This is a genomic window from Streptomyces sp. NPDC002265 (assembly GCF_040296125.1).
In the GTDB taxonomy this organism is placed as follows: domain Bacteria; phylum Actinomycetota; class Actinomycetes; order Streptomycetales; family Streptomycetaceae; genus Streptomyces.
Map to the genome: position 1 here is coordinate 1 of NZ_JBEOWS010000237.1, position 15,441 is coordinate 15,441.

Consider the following 15,441-nt stretch of genomic DNA (forward strand, 5'->3'; position numbering starts at 1 on the left):
GGGGCCCGTTCTCTCATGCCCGCGACCGCACCCGAACCTCCGTCCAGACCATCACCGCTGCCGCCCGAACAAGATCCGGTTTGCCACAACGCACTTACAAGATTTTCGTAGCTGGTGATCGCTCGGGTGCGGTTGTTAGCTGAGCAGGATGCGTTGGCGGAGGAGGCGGTGTCCGGCGCGGCCGTAGGTCTGGCGTTTGATGAGTTTGATCTTGTTGTTGACGCCTTCGGTGCGGCCGTTGTGCCAGGGCAGGGCGAGGGCGTGGTCGACGCCTGTGCGGTCGCGTTCGAGGCCGTTGGCGTAGGCGTGCAGGAACGGTAGGTCCGCGGTTCGGACCCGGGTGATCCAGCCGGTCAGAGCCTCGGCATTGGCCGGCTTCGGGGTGAGCAGGGCGGCAAAACCGGTCACCGCGTCCGCCAGGGCGGTCATCTCCGGGCAGGCCCCGGCGAGTTGGTCGCGCAGCACGAGCTGGTCTTCGCGCAAGTGGTCGGGGCCGGTGAGCAGGAGGCGGGCGGCCTTGCGCGGGGAGAGACTGGCGTGGTCGGCCTCGACCCTGCCCTGGTTGATGTACCGGACCAGGAGGTTAGCGCTGCCGGTGTAGCCGAGTTCCTTGATCTCCCGTAGGAGGTGGGTGACGGGCACCGCGGGGTCCTCGGTGCGGCGTCGGCGCAGGTGGTTGCGGTAAGGATCGACCAGAGTGGGCCGGTACTGCGGTGCCCTCACCAGGCGTTCGGGCTCGCTGTGACGGGCGTAGCGTTTGACGGTGTTCAGGGCGAGACCCAGGCGGCGGGAGCATTCCAGCATGCCGACGCCGGCATCGAGTAGCTGGTGGACCTGCTGCCACCGCTCGCGGGTGGTCGCGGCGCGGGTGCTCTCCCGCAGGGGCGGGCCGGCCTTGGCCCAACAGGCGCTGTGGGCCCTGATCTCGTTTGCCGCCGCCTCGGCCAGGCCGTGCCACAGGTGCCAGCGATCGCAAACCTGCACGATGGCGGGGTCGGCGTCCGTGGTGGCCTGCGCGAAACCCCCGGCCCCGTCCCGGCAGATGACTTCGATGCCGAGGTGGTCCTTCAGCCAGGCGGTGACGGTCTCCATCTTCCGGTCGGGCAGCACCTCGATGCGCTCGCCGGTGACGGCGTCGATCAGGATGGTGGCGTAGCGGTGGCCCCTGCGCAGGGCGAACTCGTCGATGCCCAGCACCCGCGGGACGGGCCGGGCCGGCAGGGTGATGCGCATCAGGCAGTTCAGCACGCACGCCCAGGACAGCACCTGGTGCAACACGCCCAGCATCCGGGCCCCAGCCGATCCGGCCAGCGCGACGGCGACCGCGTCGACCACTTTCTGCAGGGCAGGTGTGCGGCGCTGGTAGCGCCGTGTCAGCCCGGTGACCTGCTCGGCGAAGGTGACCTTCTCGCAGGCCGGGTTCTCGCAGTACAGGCGGCGCACCGATAAGTCGATCACGACCGCGCGGCCGCCGACCGCCTCGTCGGCGACGTGTCGCTCGTAGCGCGAATGCACCCAGTCCGATACCTGTCCGCACGCCGGACACGCCGCTTCGGCGTCATCCCAGGTCCGGGCCGTGATCCTCAGCAGATCCCTGCCGACCTCCACCCCTTCGACCTGCACCGCGGCCAGCTGCGGCAGCAGGTCCCTCACCACGACGACACACACAATCAGCCTGCCACCGCCAACCAACTGACACCACAGGCTAGTTGAAGCGATCACCAGCTACGAAAATCTTGTAAGAGCCATCTTTCAGACACACCCGATTCCGTCACTTTCGGAGTGTGGTGGGTTATTGCGCACAGACTGGGATATGGCCACCCGATGGAATCTCAACCATGACGCGGTGATCGAGTTCGTTGGCGAGTAGCTGGGCGAATACGAGGCCGGCTCGGGGGTTGCCGGTGTTGGTGATGAGGAAGTCGGAGTTACTCATGCTCCAGATGACTCCGGTAGCGCCGTCTCGGTGAGCGCTCAGTGCGTGGAGGTGGTTGCGCACGTGCTCGGCTGACTGTCGCACGAGGTCACGGAGCTCTTCGTTGACCAGCCCGGCGGGTTCCTGCTGTTGTTCGTTGCCCATAGCCAGCGGTTGCAGCACCAGTTCGGCAAATCGTGCCATGGTGTATTTGTCGCCGAGCAGGCTCGGCACGGAGAAGGGGATCCGGTGCCGGATTGGCTTCACTGGCAGGTTCTGCCATGCCCCTCCCCAGGCAATGCCAGGCGCCTCCGGGATTTTTTCGACATCTGCCCCGTCAAGTGTCGATGACGTCCCCGGCGCCGCAGACCTGCTGTTGGCGGCGACTGGAGCGGGGGGCGGTGTTTCCACCGGTGTCGGCGGCACGGTCGACGAGGTGGTTTCGGTTGGACTCAGCGATTCAACAGCTGATGGTGCTGTGAACTGAGGTGGTGCGTTGCGCTGGGAGCCTTGGGGGAGCCATGTCTGCAGCTGGGTCTCAAGACGGGCGATGAGCGCTTGCTTGGGGTCTAGCTGCTTACCCCCTGTCCCTGCCGAGGCAGACGATGGACCCTTTTGCGTCTCAGCGTCTTGCTGGCCGGAACGGAAGTGTGTAAGAAGGACGTCATCCACTCGTGCATATGCTTCTGTACCTGGAGTCAGATTTTTTCGCTGGTATTCTTTGAGGAGCTGCTCACTCAGCACGTCCGTGTGCCCGTTTTGCGTGAATGCGAATCTGACTTGCGTATTGTACTGCGTTTTGGATCCTGCAGCGGTTTGAGTGTCGGTAGCAGAAAGGCGTTGCAGAAGTGCGTTCTCGATGACCAGTCCGTTAGGGTCGAAGACCGCAGCGCGCGCGCGTGTGAAGGCATGGCTAGGTGCCTGGAGGGTGATATTATCGGAAGCTTGCAGGTCAACCCAGAAGACGCCGGAAGCAGTGGAGGTTGCTGCGAAGGCGTGGCCTATTCCTGTGGATCTTTCAACGAGTACGATGGCGCTGGCACCGTTGCCAGCTTCAATCAGTGCAGCTGTTACAGCCTCCAGATCTGACACTTGGGCCCACCCGGTGTGCGAAGCCGTGCCGGGCGCTTTCCCCAACAATGCGGCACGGGAGAGTGTATCCGGAAAATCGTTTGGGAGCAGGGCTTCAACCGCTGTTCTATTAGCGGGGTACAGATTTTTGATGACTGCTTTCGCGAGCGGTATGCAGCCGATCAAAGTCGGATTTTGTGTGAACTGATGCCTTGTCAAGCCAAACTGACCGAGGGCTTCTTGAAGTGCAATATCCACCACATTGCGCAGGTCTTCGGGTCTTACTGATTCTGGCTGAAATTCTGTTGCCGAGAACTCCTCGATCACTTGCGTAAGAGATGCGATTTCGCGGTCATACAAGAGGCGCAGGTGACTTGCGATTTGTTCATAGTACTTGCGGACATTTCGGAGTTCAGGTCGGGATTCAGCACCAAAAAATCTCAGTTCGAGTAGTATCAAGTCAATGCCGGCGCCTGTTCTGTCGATCTCACGGAAGCTTGTAACGCCGTCGAAAGCTTCTTCAGGGTTGATCGGTTCGCTCTCGCGTGCCGGATTCAAGGCGTCATCGAGATATTCCCTTAGAGTCTGCCCTTCGTCCGCTATCGGCAAAACGTCAATGAGAGACTGATTTTCCAACTTTTCAATCTTTGCATTAAGAACAAAGCTTGCCGCACGATTAAGCGCGGCAAAGTGGTCCTCCATTGCGCGAACGATGTCGTTTGATTTGAGAATCAGGTAATCTCTGATGCGGGAGCTGAAGGATGCGCATATTGTCGAAGGCCAAGTTCGGCTGACCACAGGGGTGAAGTTCTTCCGGACCGCCTCTTGCTCCGGATTGGTAGCATCTGCATAGTAATGACGCAAGGCGGCTGCAAGGTGCGTGTAGACGAGGGCGGTGTAACCCGCAAGTATGTTCGCTTCGTTGTTGAGGAACCGGTCACCTTCAGGAAATCCCTCAACTTCTTTGACGAAGTCAACAAATTCTATTCCTGTGCGGCTGCCGAATTCTAGGCCGTGCTTGAGATTGTTCATTGCGATCCGGACAACTGGATTAACCGTCCGCGCGCGACCCGTTTTTTCAGTCAAACTAAGAAACTCGAGCAGGCCAGATAGGGGCACGCCTGCAGTAAAGTGAATGCTTAGTTTTTCCTCTGACCATTGAGGATCTTTCTTTCCTACGACGACAGCATCAGGAGCGGTGGCCGTGAATCCGTCAGCCTCGGGGAACACTTCGGACAGTCGCTGCTGACGCCCAGATGGTATGTTGCTGAGCTTCAACAGGATTTGCTCGGCCGCGCTGAAGACTTCGTCTCTATCACGTCCAGCTGTTTCTTTGGAATGAACTCGCATGGGCTCGGTGGCGATTTCGACAATTTTTCGGCCATCTGGTGCGAGATCCGCTACCAGGCGCAACGACGATGAGGACGCCAACTCCTTCACATTGGTCAGAACCTGGAAGTCCGTTTCGAGTTCCATGCCAAGCATGCCGTAGCCGGTGCTGGTGGGGGCTGATAGTTGGACTTGCGCGGGGTGGTCAGATTGTGGTGGGAGTAGGAGGGCCGCGGTGTCGGTGGCGAGTCCGCTGCCGTCGATGGTGCGTCGGGTGCCATCGATGATGATCATGCGTGTTCCACGGCCGGCGCGTATTGGCCGATGCCCGGGAAGGGTTTGTGGCTGCCGGGTTGTCTGAAAGATCTCGTCGGTGGTGGGTTCCTCATAGATCTCGACATAGGGGGTGGGAATTCTCTGGGGATCGATGTGTGCGATCTTCGGTTGGCCAGTAGTGATTTCTGTGCCGAGGTTCATGTAGAGCGAGACGTGACCGAGGTTGTTGGCTTTTTGCTCCAGGAGCACGGCCACGCTGCCGACGGGGGCCTGGCCGAGGGGGCCGACGATGTCTTGCATGGAGGCGACCGGTGTCGAAGTTCCACCGTAAGCCAGCCGGTGCTCGGGACGGTCGGAAGTGACGTGTCGGTCGTCGAGGGCGGTGGCCGGTCTGATCCCTGCGGGGAACAGACCGTGGAGTACGGCTTCGGCGAGTTCGACACAGTTCTCCAGTGTCGGCTGGAGTTTTGAGCGCTCCAGTACCTTGCGCACGAAGGCGCCGAGATCCTTGTGCGACAGCGGCCGAGGGACTGAAATGAGCTCGTGGCGGTGCAGGATCAGCGCTTCCAGGGCCCAGGGTTTATCGGCGAGTTTCATGATTTTCTGCGAGCCCACCGACGTGAGGGCCTTTAGTACCTGACCCCGCTCCAGTTCGCGCGGAGGGTTTTCGAGAGCCTGTCGAAAAACCTTCCCGACCTTGTTCACATGCGCCATATATTGGTCGAAGTCCTCGACCGTCAGGCTGTCCAGGAGCAACTGGCTTCCTGACGCAGTCTCGAAGCAGATCTCAGCCAACACTGCAGATTGCACTAGAATTCACCCCAACTTACTTTCATACGCTTGTGCTGATCTGTCACAGCCCCTATGCGGTCGGACCGCTTTCACCCGCATGCGATAGGGCACTAGGGTGTGACAGGTAAAATATGCAATGCATCCACCCTCATGTCGCATATCTCTGCCCTACTGCGCATAACATGTGCCCGACAGGTAGCTGATAATCCGAGTGAGACGTCAGGCGGGTGTGTCAATTTAGTACTGCAACGGTTTTTGCCGTGATTGAGCCTCTTTCATCGTGAATAGTCGCAGGTCGGCAGGGTGTGGATGGCCTGGACGGTGCGGCTGATGCGGCGGGCTGAACAGCGGGCTCTGCGCAGGATCCGCCATCGCTTGAGCCGGGCGAAGGCGCGTTCGCCGGGCGCTCTGAATCGGGCGTGATCGCGGTTGAACTGCTGATAGTGGGCGGGCTGGTCGCGGTGGTGGTAGTAGGGGTGCGGACGGTCGCGCCGGCGCCTTGGTAGGCCCGGTCGGCCAGGATCAGGATCTGCCGGATGAGGCAGGCCTGGATGATGCCGTGGGGGGCTGGCCGCGGTCAGGTCGTGGGTGCGGCCCGGCGTTGCCCGTGAGAACCACGGCGGACCTGGCTCAAGCTCATCAGCCACACTTCACCGCCCCCCGGCACTGAACCGTCACACAAGATCACGCAACGTAGTCTCAATGTCCGAACTCCTCACGCACAAGGGCCGCCCCGTCCCGTACATCACCCCATGGACCAGCGAGAAGGTGACGCAGCCGACCCCCGTCGCCACGCTCAACGGCATCGCTTTCCCCGGCCCGGCATCAGGCCGTACCGAGGACAACGACGTGCTGTGGCAGTGGTGGCGGCACAACCGCGGGACAGGCGAGCCGCTGTGGAGCACAGTGCACGGTCCCCGGCAGCGGCGCGCCATGCGCAAGCTCCTGCGCCAGGTGTGCGGGGAGCCCGCGGATCGCGATGAGCGTGGCTGGCTGTGGCTGCTGGAGGACGAACGCAACAGTGGCCCGTCGTGGCCAGAAGGGGAGATGACCACGCATCCGCCGGTATGCGTACCGTGTGCGCCAATCGCCGCCCGCTTGTGCCCGCACCTGCGGCGCCGCGGGGCGGTGGCAGTACGGGTCGCCGAGGTCATCGTGGACGCCGTCTACGGACACCGCTACCACCACGGCCCCTCGACGTGTACCTCACCAGCAGCTGGTCCATCAAGTGGGTGGTCGGCAACCAGCTGATGGCCTCCCTGGCGCGGTGCACCATCCTCGACCCGAACGAAACCGGCATCAAGACTCCAGTGTCACGAGCGCAGATACGCCGATGACGCTCGGGTCGCCGGCAGGGGACGCCGCGCTGATGCGGCATCTGGCTCCGTTCACTTGGAGCAGCAGCGTTTGAACATCGGGTTGGGCGGGCCTTAGCGATCTTGAAGTCGATAGATGCACGAGAAGTAGCGTCGTCTTATGGGGTCAGCCTGCCGCCGTCTGACGCGAGGCAGTGGCACAGCACGACGTGGTCAGTCGCGGGGACGTTTAGCGGGACGTTCAGACGCGGCGATGGCGTTCGCGTCGCACGCCAGGGTGGATAGCACGTCAGCCTAGCCCGGGTGCAACACCTGCCGTTGACGTGCAGTGCGTGGGGGCGTGGTCGGCTTCATGGTCGGGGTTCGTGGTCGCCCCAGCTATGACGGATCAACCAGGGGTTCCTCAGCGGCCTCTGCAGCGGTGGCGTAGTTCCTCTGCCCAGGTGCGGAGCTGGTCTTCGAGGGCGAGGTTGTCGTGGCGGGTCACGGTCTGCAGCAGCTGGGCGCACATGGTTGCTTCGGCGGCGAGGCCGGCCGGGCTGCCCAGGATCGGGAAGACGGCGCGGACGCGGGCGGCGGTGTCCGGCTGGAGCCGTGTGTAGGCGTAGAGCGTGGCGGCGTCGAACCCCTCTGGCGCGCGGCCCCAGCCCTCCCAGTCCAAGAGCCGCAGGGGCTTGGTGAGGTTTGCCCAGTGCACGTCGGCGTGGGCGGTGGTCCAGCAGGTGACGGCGGGTGCCGGGACGCCGACGAACTGAGGGATCGCCCGGTCCATGTACTGCTGTCGTACGGCGACGCGGTCGGTGCTCACGGTCGACACCTTCTCCAGCGTCCCGGTGAGCTCCTGCCACCAGGCGTCCGGCAGCTGGGGGTCGTGGTGCAGGATCGGGTCGTCGGACAGGACCGGCTCAGCGACGCGCGCCGACAGCTCCGCCCGGTAGGCGGTGCCGTCGTCGACAGCGTCGTGAACGGCCTGGAGCGCGGGCCGGTGCCCGTCGAGGTCGCCGAAGGCGTACTGTGCGTCGAGGGCGCCGTCCCACAGCTTCCCCGACGCCTTGTCCTGCGGTGCGGACACCAGCCGCAGCCACACGGGCGCGCCTGTGGTGGTGCGGGCCGGGCGCACCCCGGGTGCGCCCGGCCCAACCCCAGAACTCCCCGCCCGGCTCGGTTCGTACGTCCAGGGCCTGCGCGGCCCGGGTGTGGTGGGCGCGCATACGGCGCTCGGTGTCCGGGTCAGGGGGAGGCGAGTACACCAGTGATCTCCCGCAACTTGGCGGCGGTCAGAACGGGTTGAGCGACCGCGTCGGCCGCCTCCTTCCAGTGTGGCGCATCGGAGGCGGCCAGAAGGACGTCCGTCACTCCTGGGCATGACGCGGCCGCGAGGATGCACGCCTGTGCGGGGGTCAAGCCCGGCCGGATGAGGTCGGCGAGCTCCTGGCCGACCATGCCGGGCAGCTCCCCGCCGTGCAGCGGCGCGGACGCCATCACCCGCAGGTCCGCGCCGGCGGCAGCCGGGAGCGGGCCCCGGCCGTGAAGGGCCTGGACAATCGGCGTCATCATCACCAGGCTGACCGGCATCTGGAGCGCGACCAGGTGGGGGCACTGCTGTCTCCCGGCGACTTCACCGGCCAGGGCGAGCAGTTCCTCCACCGTGAACGCCTGCTCCAGGCCCGCCCACGTGGCGATGCCGTACCCGGTGACGTGCCCGGCCGCCACGGCTTCCTCCAGGACGGCGAAAGCCTCGCGGATCGCGCGGTGCAGGGCGCGGCGGTCGCCGGGGTGGGCGCGCTCTGGGTTGTGCAGCAGGACCAGGTCCAGCCGGTCACGCCCGAGCTCGGCGCGGTTGCGGGCAATCTGCCAGCGCACGTAGTCCGGGGCGAGGCTGTGCCCGGCCGCGGCCTGGCCCGCTGTGAGGACGCCTTTGTTCACGGCGTCGGCGCCGGTGGCCGCCGTGAAGTAGCCGGCCTTCGTGGAGACCCGCAGCGATGGGTGGGCAGCCAGGGCCGGGGCGAGCAGGGCCTGAGCGCGGCCGGTGGCGTAGTTGGGGGCGGTATCGATCCACTGCGCGCCGGAGGCGGCCACACGGGCAGCCGCCTCTGGGATCACCCGGCACCGGTAGGTGCCCAGAGCGAGCCTCGCCGTCACAGCAGGCTCCCCACCGTCGCGGCCTGCCCGGCAACGAGCTCCTGGACCAGCCCGGCGACGTCATCCATGGCGAGGCCAGCGATGTCGGCGAGCGCGGCCAGGTCCACGGTCCGCCCGTCGACCAGCGGGCGCAGGACCGCCTCCGCTTCGGGTGCGAATTCGAACGTGTTCCCGGCGGCGGACAGCGTCACCGTGTCCTCGCCGATGTCCAGCACTGCGCGGGCGGTGGTCAGCCGCACTCGCAGAGCGCCGTCGGCGGGGACGGCGTCGATGTGTGGCAGGCTCGGCACCATCCGGCCTACGGCCTGCCCGTCCATCGCCGTCCGGTAGCGGGCGAGCAACGTCGGGTCGTCCAGCAGTTCGGCAAGCCGGCTGCGTATCCCGTCCGCAGCGTCGGCCTGGACGTCCAATGTGGCGAGCAGCGGCAGGTCGCGCCGCCAGTCCTCGTGCGTGAGCAGCTGCTCGGACACCCACGCCATCAGGTCAGTCGCGGTGTGGGTCTGCAGGCCGCAGGTGACGTGCAGGGAGCGTGTGCCTTGGTCGGCGGCGACCGCGTGCCACACGCCTCGCGGCACGTACAGCACGTCACCCGGCCGCAGGACCAGGTCGGCGACCGGTTCGGTGGGTGCCTCGCCGGGGTCCTCGATGTCGCGGTACAGCGGGTATGGGCGGGTGGTGCCGTAGATCCGCCACCGCTTCGCGCCGTCCAGCTGGACGATGATCGTGTCGTGGTCGTCCCAGTGGATCCCGAAGCCCTCGGTGCTGGTCCACGAGGCGTAGAGATTCGCCTGAACGCGGGTGCGCAGCTCGCGCTCGATCGCTTCGCAGAAGCGGGCGAGGGGCGGGTGGAGTTCGTCGACGCTGTCCAGGGCGAGGGAGGCGCCCTCCTGGAGGCGGGCGTGCAGTTCGGCCGGGTGCAGACGGTGCCACACCGTGTGCCGGCGGGTTGTGACCGGGGCGGTGTAGCCGCCGACCAGCAGCGTCTCCCCGTCGCGGGACAGCCTCATCCGAGGTGGTTCCAGTCGGTGAGCGGAAAGGATCTGGTTGAGGTCGAACCAGGTCATCAGGTCGGCGACATCGAGGACGCCGGATACGTGGCGGTGTTCGCGGTGCAGTGCCCGGGCGAGGAAGTCCTCGCCCAGGCACGCCGCGATGGACAGGCGCGTCATCGCGTTCGGCTCCCGGTCCGTCAGTCGTTGCCGTCGCTCCGGCCGGTGCCGCCGCCGTCCGAGGGGATGGCGTTACGGCTCCGGGCGGCGGCGATGAGCCGACGGGAGCGGACCAGCCCGCCCGTCGGCGGCGTGGCGGGCGGGGGCGTGGCGGGACTCTGCATGAGGACCCTCCTCCTGATCGGTCGGCCGGACCCTGGACAGTCCAGCCGCGAGCACCGTCAGTACAGCCGCGAACAGCACAGGCGGTAACCCCGTGACAGGGCCCCCACGGTGGGTATGGTCGTTGGACTGACGCACCGTCAGTCCATGAGATTCAGGGGGACTTGTGGACGACTTACCGCCGTCACCCGCCCAGGTGCCACACCGCCTGCTGACCGACGCGGGCTTCGTCCAGGCCCTGCGGGAACGAGACTTCACCACGGTCTTCGCCATGACCCATGACGTGGGGATCTCCTTCAACCGGATCGCCGAAGCCTGCGCGCTCAAAGCCGAGCGAGTCAGCCAGATCGCCCGGGGCACCACATCCGTCACCGCCCTCACGACTGTCGAGCGAATCGCCAGCGGACTACGCATTCCCGGTGCCCTCCTGGGGCTTGCTGCGCAACCCTGGGAAGACACCGCCGTTCTTACGGGATCACCGAGTGGCCGTCGATACACCACTCCAGCAGACGTGACCTGGAGCCCGCGGGCGCGCAGGTGCTGTTCGAGGATGCTGGCCGGAGCCGTTCGCCGGCGGGGCATACCTCCGCGCGGGTAACGGCGGCGAAGCCAGCGAGGTGACGCACTTTGACGCGGCGCATGCCAGCGAGGCTGTCGGCGGCGATGACATCAGGAGCATTCACCGCAGGACGAAAGCGGCGTTCGCCAGGCTGAGGTCGCCGGAGCGCGGACCAGGTTCCTCAGCGTCCGGCGGGGCGTCGGCGACAGTGGTGCGGTGTTGTCAATGCCGCCTGGAGACGAAAGGCTGTTGCGGTGGCATATGCGTTTTCTGATTCATCCGTGATCTTCGGAAGGATCGGTAATGCTGCGTGGAGTCCGCTCTCTACTCTCCGCGCTCCTCCGGATCCTCGGAATCAGGCAAGCGGGACGGAGCCAGTCCGCGCTTACCGAACTGGCAGCCGTCGCGCTTGTCACGCCTGATGTGACGACAGTTGCCCCGTCTGTCGTACCGGATTCACTCGTTTGCCCGAGCCGGGGTGGCTGACCGCCACGACCGGGTGAGGCTGAATGAGGTACGGCCCGACGAAAGGCGAGAATGTGATGAGAGCGCTACACGGCATACGATCCCGCACACGGCGGCTCCGTCTCGCGGCGGCGGGATGTGCCGTCGTCGCCCTGTGCGGGGTCCCGGTCTCGTCGGCCGCGGCCGACGGCGACGCGCGCGGCGGCAAGCCCACCGTCGTACTGGTGCACGGCGCGTTCGCCGACGGATCCAGCTGGAACGGTGTGGTCACGCGGCTGCGGCAGGCGGGCTATCCGGTGATCGCTCCGGCCAATCCGCTGCGGGGGCTGGCCAGTGACGCCGAGTACATCCACAGCGTGCTGGAGAGCATCCAGGGGCCTGTCGTGCTCGTCGGCCACTCGTACGGCGGCGCCGTGATCAGCGAGGCCGCGGTCGGTGACCCGCAGGTCAAGGCTCTGGTCTACGTCGCTGCGTTCGCTCCCGCGGCGGGGGAGAGCGCTCTGGACCTCTCCAGCAAGTTCCCCGGGAGCACGCTCGGCCCCACCCTGCGCAGCGTGTCGTTCCCGCTTGCGGGAGGTGGCACCGGGACCGACGAGTACATCAAGGTCGAGAAGTTCCACGACCAGTTCGCCGCCGACGTGCCCATGTCGGTGACGGACCAGATGGCCGTCACCCAGCGTCCCGTGGCAGCCTCTGCCCTGCAGGAGAAGGCCACGAAGGCAGCTTGGAAGACCATCCCCTCCTGGACCCTGATCACCACGGAGGACCGCAACATCCCGCCGGCCTCGCAACGCTTCATGGCCCAGCGCGCCCACGCGAATGCCGTCGAGATCAAGGCGTCGCACGCCGTCACAGTGTCCCAGCCCGGCGCGGTCGCTCAACTGGTCGAGCAGGCCGCCCATGCGACCACCGGGACGGCGGCCTCTGTTGACTCCTCCGCCCCGAGTCTGGCAGGCACCGGTTCCGGCCGGCAGGTCCGGCAGGCCCTCGTCGTCGGTAGCGCGGCGGTCGGCTCGATGGCCGTAGGCTCCGCGCTCACCGTTCTCGGCCGGCGGCGCCGGTCGGACGCCGGCTGCGGCGACTGACGTGACAGCGGCCGTGCCTCACGAAACTCCCCGCGCGTCGGGTGAGGCGCGGGGTCATGCGGACTTCCTGAGTCCGCCGGGCTCTCCCGCGTCCTCCGCGCGTAATTCACCGACTCTCCAGGCCGCTGCGCCGACCCTTCGGGTAGCGGCCGCGGTGCGGCAGACCAGGACGGCCCCGCGGTCAGGCCGAACAGCAGGATGCCGGACGCACCAGTAGCTGGCCGCCCGAGGCGGCGGGCGTGGGCCGGTCCGAGGGGTGGCTTTGTTCACGGGTTGTGGTTCTGGCACAACTTCTGGATGCCGTTGGTGATCTCTAAGCCGTCAGCCTCTGGCAGAGCCGCTCGAAGTGGCTGGGTGGTCGTAGTGGAGAAGCCGGTGTGGTGCCGGACGGAAGCAGTCGCTGAGCCGGACGATGTTGGTTCCGGCGGCTGTGAGGACGTGTTGGACGTGTGTCTTGGCCAGCCCGCGATAGCGGCAGTGGCGCAGGCCATGAGCGTGGACGGTTTCTGAGACAGTGGCCTTGCAGCCTGCTCGGATGGCATAGCGCCGTTGCCAGTTGCTGCTCTTCTGGTCGTTCCTGACCTGTGACTGGATCTTCTGTTGGGGTTCGGGCAGGAGGAGGATGTAGCGCCCTTTGCCATCGACGTTGCCGGTGCACTTCCCGCGGTCCTCGCATTCCCGGCATGCCTTGCGGGGGGAAGAGGACGGACAGCCTGGGATGTCCGTCGCCCAAGGTGGGTTTCCAGGGTGGGCTGGTGATGCCGTTCGCGCACGTGAGGGTGCGGTTCTCCCAGTCGATCTGGAAGTCCTCCTTCGTGAAGCCCGGCCGCTGGGCGGCTTGTGGGTCGTCGCGGACCGGGCCGAGCACGGGGATGCCCCAGGTGAGGGTCGCTCGGTGGATGCTGTCCGGGGTGGCATAGCCGCCGTCGACGACGTGCTCGAGGGGCTGAAAGCCCTGGCGGGTGAGCTGTTGGTGGATGTTGTCGAGGGCATCGATGTCCTGCTGCGGCACCGACCGGGTGAGGACCTGGAGCACAGGTCTCGGTCTGGTGATCGCGATAGCCGATCCAGTCGCGCTGGCCGGCCGCGGTGACCTTCTGGCTGTAACGGGCCTCGGGATCGTGCGGCGTGACGATCTCCATCGTCGACCACGGCACCCGCGCCGAAGCAGGATCGGGCCAGCCGTCCGCTGAGGTTTTGCCGGCGCTCCTCTGCCCGGTCGCCCTCCGGCTGGCCCGGTCACGCGTCGACTTCATTGCCTGCCAGCGGAGTTGACCTGCTTCGTCGTGCCAGTACTGCTGGACCCAGACCTGCCGCAGAACCTGCACCGACCTCAACTCCCGCAGACCAGAGGGGGCACCGTCGCAATAGACAGCGCGCAGGATGTGCAGCCCGTCCTCACCCACCCGCAGCACCCAGGCGATCAATGCGTCCCGGCCGCGCGGAAGCCGGTCATAGCGCACCGGCTGGCCATAGTGGTCCGCCCGGTCCGAAGCAACGAGCCCGGCCAGCCCCCTCGCCCTGCATCGCGAGGTCCTCCAGAGCGCAACGCAGCGTCTCGGCGACCAGTTCGCCCCGGTTCAGACGGCGGACCGCCGCCAGCACGTAAGTGGAATCCGTCCGGATCCGTCCCCGCCGCTTGACCAGCCCGGCTTCCGCAAGCCGGTCCACGACCAGCGCCAGGAGCCGGTCCGCGCGGTCGCCTTCGGCCACCCGGCCACGGAATTCACTCAAGACCGTTACGGCAGCTGTAGATAGCTCCGCCTCTGCTCATCGACGCTGGTCAGCGACGTGATGGGGGTGAATGCGGGCGTGGGGACGGCCGCCTCGATCATGACGTGGGTGTGCCGCAACAGCAGCACGAGACGGCCGCTTCAGCCACGGTAGACGACGCAGGCCACGACAGGGCGTTCAGGGCCTTGCTTGGTACCGGGGCGCCCATGGCCTGACCCCCGCAGACATGTCGGGGTCGACACGGAGACACAATGGTGATCATGACGTCGTCCCTCACTTTCATGCCGGTTCTGGAGAGGATCGCCGAGGAGGTCGAGCGGACGCCCGGCCGAGGGCGTCCGGCCGACTACATCCCGGCGCTCGCCGCCGCCGAACTCCGCCGTTTCGGTATGGCCGTCGCCGAGCTGGACGGCACGGTCTACGGGGTGGGGGACTGGCGTCGGCCCTTCTCGACACAGTCCCTCACCAAGGTCTTCACGCTCGCCCTCGACCTGGCCCGTGAGGGTGACGAACTCTGGGAGCACGTGGGCCGCGAGCCCTCCGGCAACCCATTCAACTCCCTGGTGCAGCTGGAGTACGAGCACGGCATCCCGCGGAACCCCTTCATCAACGCGGGTGCTCTCGTCGTCACCGACCGCCTTCAGACCCGTACCGGGGACGCGGCTGGCGAGCTGCTGGCCTTCCTGCGTGCCGAGAGCGGCAATCGGTCCCTGGACTTCGACAAGGAGGTCGCTGCCTCCGAGGCCGCGCACGGCGACCGCAACGCCGCCCTCGCCCACTTCATGGCGTCATACCGAAACATCGACAACCCGGTGCCGGTCCTGCTCGACCAGTACTTCCGGCAGTGCTCCGTCACCGCTTCCTGCGCCGACCTCGCTCTCGCCACCACCTTCCTGGCCCGGCACGGGATCCGCACCGACGGCACCCGGCTTCTGACCCGCAGCCAAGCCAAGCAGGTCAACGCCGTGATGCTGACCTGCGGCACGTACGACGCGGCCGGTGACTTCGCCCACCGGGTCGGATTGCCCGGCAAGAGCGGTGTGGGTGGCGGAATCATCGCGGTCGTACCGGGCCGGTGCGCGCTGTGTGTGTGGAGCCCGGGGCTCGACGAGCGCGGCAACTCGGTTGCGGGAGTGGCGGCCCTGGACCGCTTCACAACCCTCACGGGACTGTCGGTGTTCTGATACGGCAGAGCTGTCGCTGATTATGGTGTGGTGTCGGCGTAGGTGTGCCAGCGGTGGTGTGTGGCACAGGCGGGCGCGGTGTTGGTGGCGGCGGCGCCAGGTGGACCACCACAGCAGGTGTGCGGGGTCTCGCCGGGGCGGTGGAAGGTGAACCGCACCGGGTTGTCCGGAGACTCTAGGTTGTGGCTGTGACCAGGCGTTTCGTGGCCGTCAGGTAGTAGTTGACTTCGTATTCGGCGGGC

Annotated in this window: 13 protein-coding genes and 1 pseudogene; 4 read left to right on the top strand and 10 right to left on the bottom strand. The window is 66.2% G+C overall.

All coding sequences use genetic code 11. The features are described 5' to 3' along the window. Positions 1 to 135: 135 nt before the first annotated feature. The 3 genes and pseudogenes from ABT085_RS31830 to ABT085_RS31840 all read right to left on the bottom strand — a co-directional run. The gene (locus ABT085_RS31830) at positions 136 to 1,656 is read right to left on the bottom strand and encodes an ISL3 family transposase (RefSeq protein WP_502982848.1); all 1,521 of its coding nucleotides are present in this window, start codon (positions 1,654 to 1,656) and stop codon (positions 136 to 138) included. Positions 1,657 to 1,792: 136 nt separating this feature from the next. Next, positions 1,793 to 5,347, bottom strand: coding sequence for a hypothetical protein (locus ABT085_RS31835; RefSeq protein ID WP_351615673.1), 3,555 nt, complete (start codon positions 5,345 to 5,347; stop codon positions 1,793 to 1,795). A 311-nt stretch (positions 5,348 to 5,658) separates the two neighbouring features. After that, positions 5,659 to 6,006 (bottom strand): annotated as a pseudogene (locus ABT085_RS31840) (transposase family protein); the annotation flags it as partial. A gap of 79 nt (positions 6,007 to 6,085) precedes the next feature. Here ABT085_RS31840 and ABT085_RS31845 point away from each other — a divergent pair. Beyond that, complete coding sequence (locus ABT085_RS31845) at positions 6,086 to 6,634, top strand: hypothetical protein (RefSeq protein ID WP_351615676.1); 549 nt, start codon at positions 6,086 to 6,088, stop codon at positions 6,632 to 6,634. Positions 6,635 to 7,102: 468 nt separating this feature from the next. Here the strand turns inward: ABT085_RS31845 and ABT085_RS31850 are convergent, their stop codons facing one another. The 4 genes from ABT085_RS31850 to ABT085_RS31865 all read right to left on the bottom strand — a co-directional run bounded on the left by ABT085_RS31850 (position 7,103) and on the right by ABT085_RS31865 (position 10,174). Next, positions 7,103 to 7,771, bottom strand: a complete 669-nt coding sequence (locus tag ABT085_RS31850; RefSeq protein WP_351615679.1) for a hypothetical protein — start codon at positions 7,769 to 7,771, stop codon at positions 7,103 to 7,105. A gap of 158 nt (positions 7,772 to 7,929) precedes the next feature. Further along, entirely contained in the window at positions 7,930 to 8,841 is a 912-nt protein-coding gene (locus tag ABT085_RS31855) for an aldo/keto reductase (RefSeq protein WP_351615682.1), read from the bottom strand. After that, positions 8,838 to 10,010 carry a ribosomal protein uL16 3-hydroxylase gene (locus tag ABT085_RS31860; RefSeq protein WP_351615685.1) on the bottom strand — a complete coding sequence of 391 codons (1,173 nt, stop codon included), beginning with the start codon at positions 10,008 to 10,010 and terminating at the stop codon, positions 8,838 to 8,840. The genes ABT085_RS31855 and ABT085_RS31860 overlap by 4 nt, the downstream gene beginning before the upstream one ends. A gap of 20 nt (positions 10,011 to 10,030) precedes the next feature. Next, entirely contained in the window at positions 10,031 to 10,174 is a 144-nt protein-coding gene (locus tag ABT085_RS31865) for a hypothetical protein (RefSeq protein WP_351615688.1), read from the bottom strand. A gap of 1,099 nt (positions 10,175 to 11,273) precedes the next feature. Here ABT085_RS31865 and ABT085_RS31870 point away from each other — a divergent pair. Further along, complete coding sequence (locus ABT085_RS31870; RefSeq protein ID WP_502982849.1) at positions 11,274 to 12,281, top strand: alpha/beta fold hydrolase; 1,008 nt, start codon at positions 11,274 to 11,276, stop codon at positions 12,279 to 12,281. A 321-nt stretch (positions 12,282 to 12,602) separates the two neighbouring features. Here ABT085_RS31870 and ABT085_RS31875 read toward each other — a convergent pair whose 3' ends face one another. Next, entirely contained in the window at positions 12,603 to 13,274 is a 672-nt protein-coding gene (locus ABT085_RS31875; protein ID WP_351615691.1) for a transposase, read from the bottom strand. A 135-nt stretch (positions 13,275 to 13,409) separates the two neighbouring features. Between ABT085_RS31875 and ABT085_RS31880 the strand changes: the two genes are divergently transcribed. Beyond that, positions 13,410 to 13,556, top strand: a complete 147-nt coding sequence (locus ABT085_RS31880) for a hypothetical protein (protein WP_351615694.1) — start codon at positions 13,410 to 13,412, stop codon at positions 13,554 to 13,556. 177 nt (positions 13,557 to 13,733) lie between these two features. On the opposite strand, the gene ABT085_RS31885 is transcribed toward ABT085_RS31880, so the two are convergent. Then, positions 13,734 to 14,015 carry a hypothetical protein gene (locus ABT085_RS31885; RefSeq protein ID WP_351615697.1) on the bottom strand — a complete coding sequence of 94 codons (282 nt, stop codon included), beginning with the start codon at positions 14,013 to 14,015 and terminating at the stop codon, positions 13,734 to 13,736. Between the two features lie 251 nt (positions 14,016 to 14,266). Between ABT085_RS31885 and ABT085_RS31890 the strand changes: the two genes are divergently transcribed. Then, positions 14,267 to 15,199, top strand: a complete 933-nt coding sequence (locus ABT085_RS31890; protein WP_351615700.1) for a glutaminase — start codon at positions 14,267 to 14,269, stop codon at positions 15,197 to 15,199. 20 nt (positions 15,200 to 15,219) lie between these two features. On the opposite strand, the gene ABT085_RS31895 is transcribed toward ABT085_RS31890, so the two are convergent. Continuing rightward, positions 15,220 to 15,441: hypothetical protein (locus ABT085_RS31895; protein ID WP_351615703.1), on the bottom strand; the 222-nt coding region annotated here is incomplete at its 5' end.

What these genes read in the sequence shown, in the direction of transcription:
- ABT085_RS31845 (WP_351615676.1), top strand. Translation starts at nt 6,086, where the DNA reads ATGTCCGAACTCCTCACGCACAAGGGCCGCCCCGTCCCGTACATCACC.
- ABT085_RS31890 (WP_351615700.1), top strand. Translation starts at nt 14,267, where the DNA reads ATGGTGATCATGACGTCGTCCCTCACTTTCATGCCGGTTCTGGAGAGG.
- ABT085_RS31870 (WP_502982849.1), top strand. Translation starts at nt 11,274, where the DNA reads ATGAGAGCGCTACACGGCATACGATCCCGCACACGGCGGCTCCGTCTC.
- ABT085_RS31865 (WP_351615688.1), bottom strand. Translation starts at nt 10,174, where the DNA reads ATGCAGAGTCCCGCCACGCCCCCGCCCGCCACGCCGCCGACGGGCGGG.
- ABT085_RS31860 (WP_351615685.1), bottom strand. Translation starts at nt 10,010, where the DNA reads ATGACGCGCCTGTCCATCGCGGCGTGCCTGGGCGAGGACTTCCTCGCC.
- ABT085_RS31875 (WP_351615691.1), bottom strand. Translation starts at nt 13,274, where the DNA reads ATGCCCTCGACAACATCCACCAACAGCTCACCCGCCAGGGCTTTCAGC.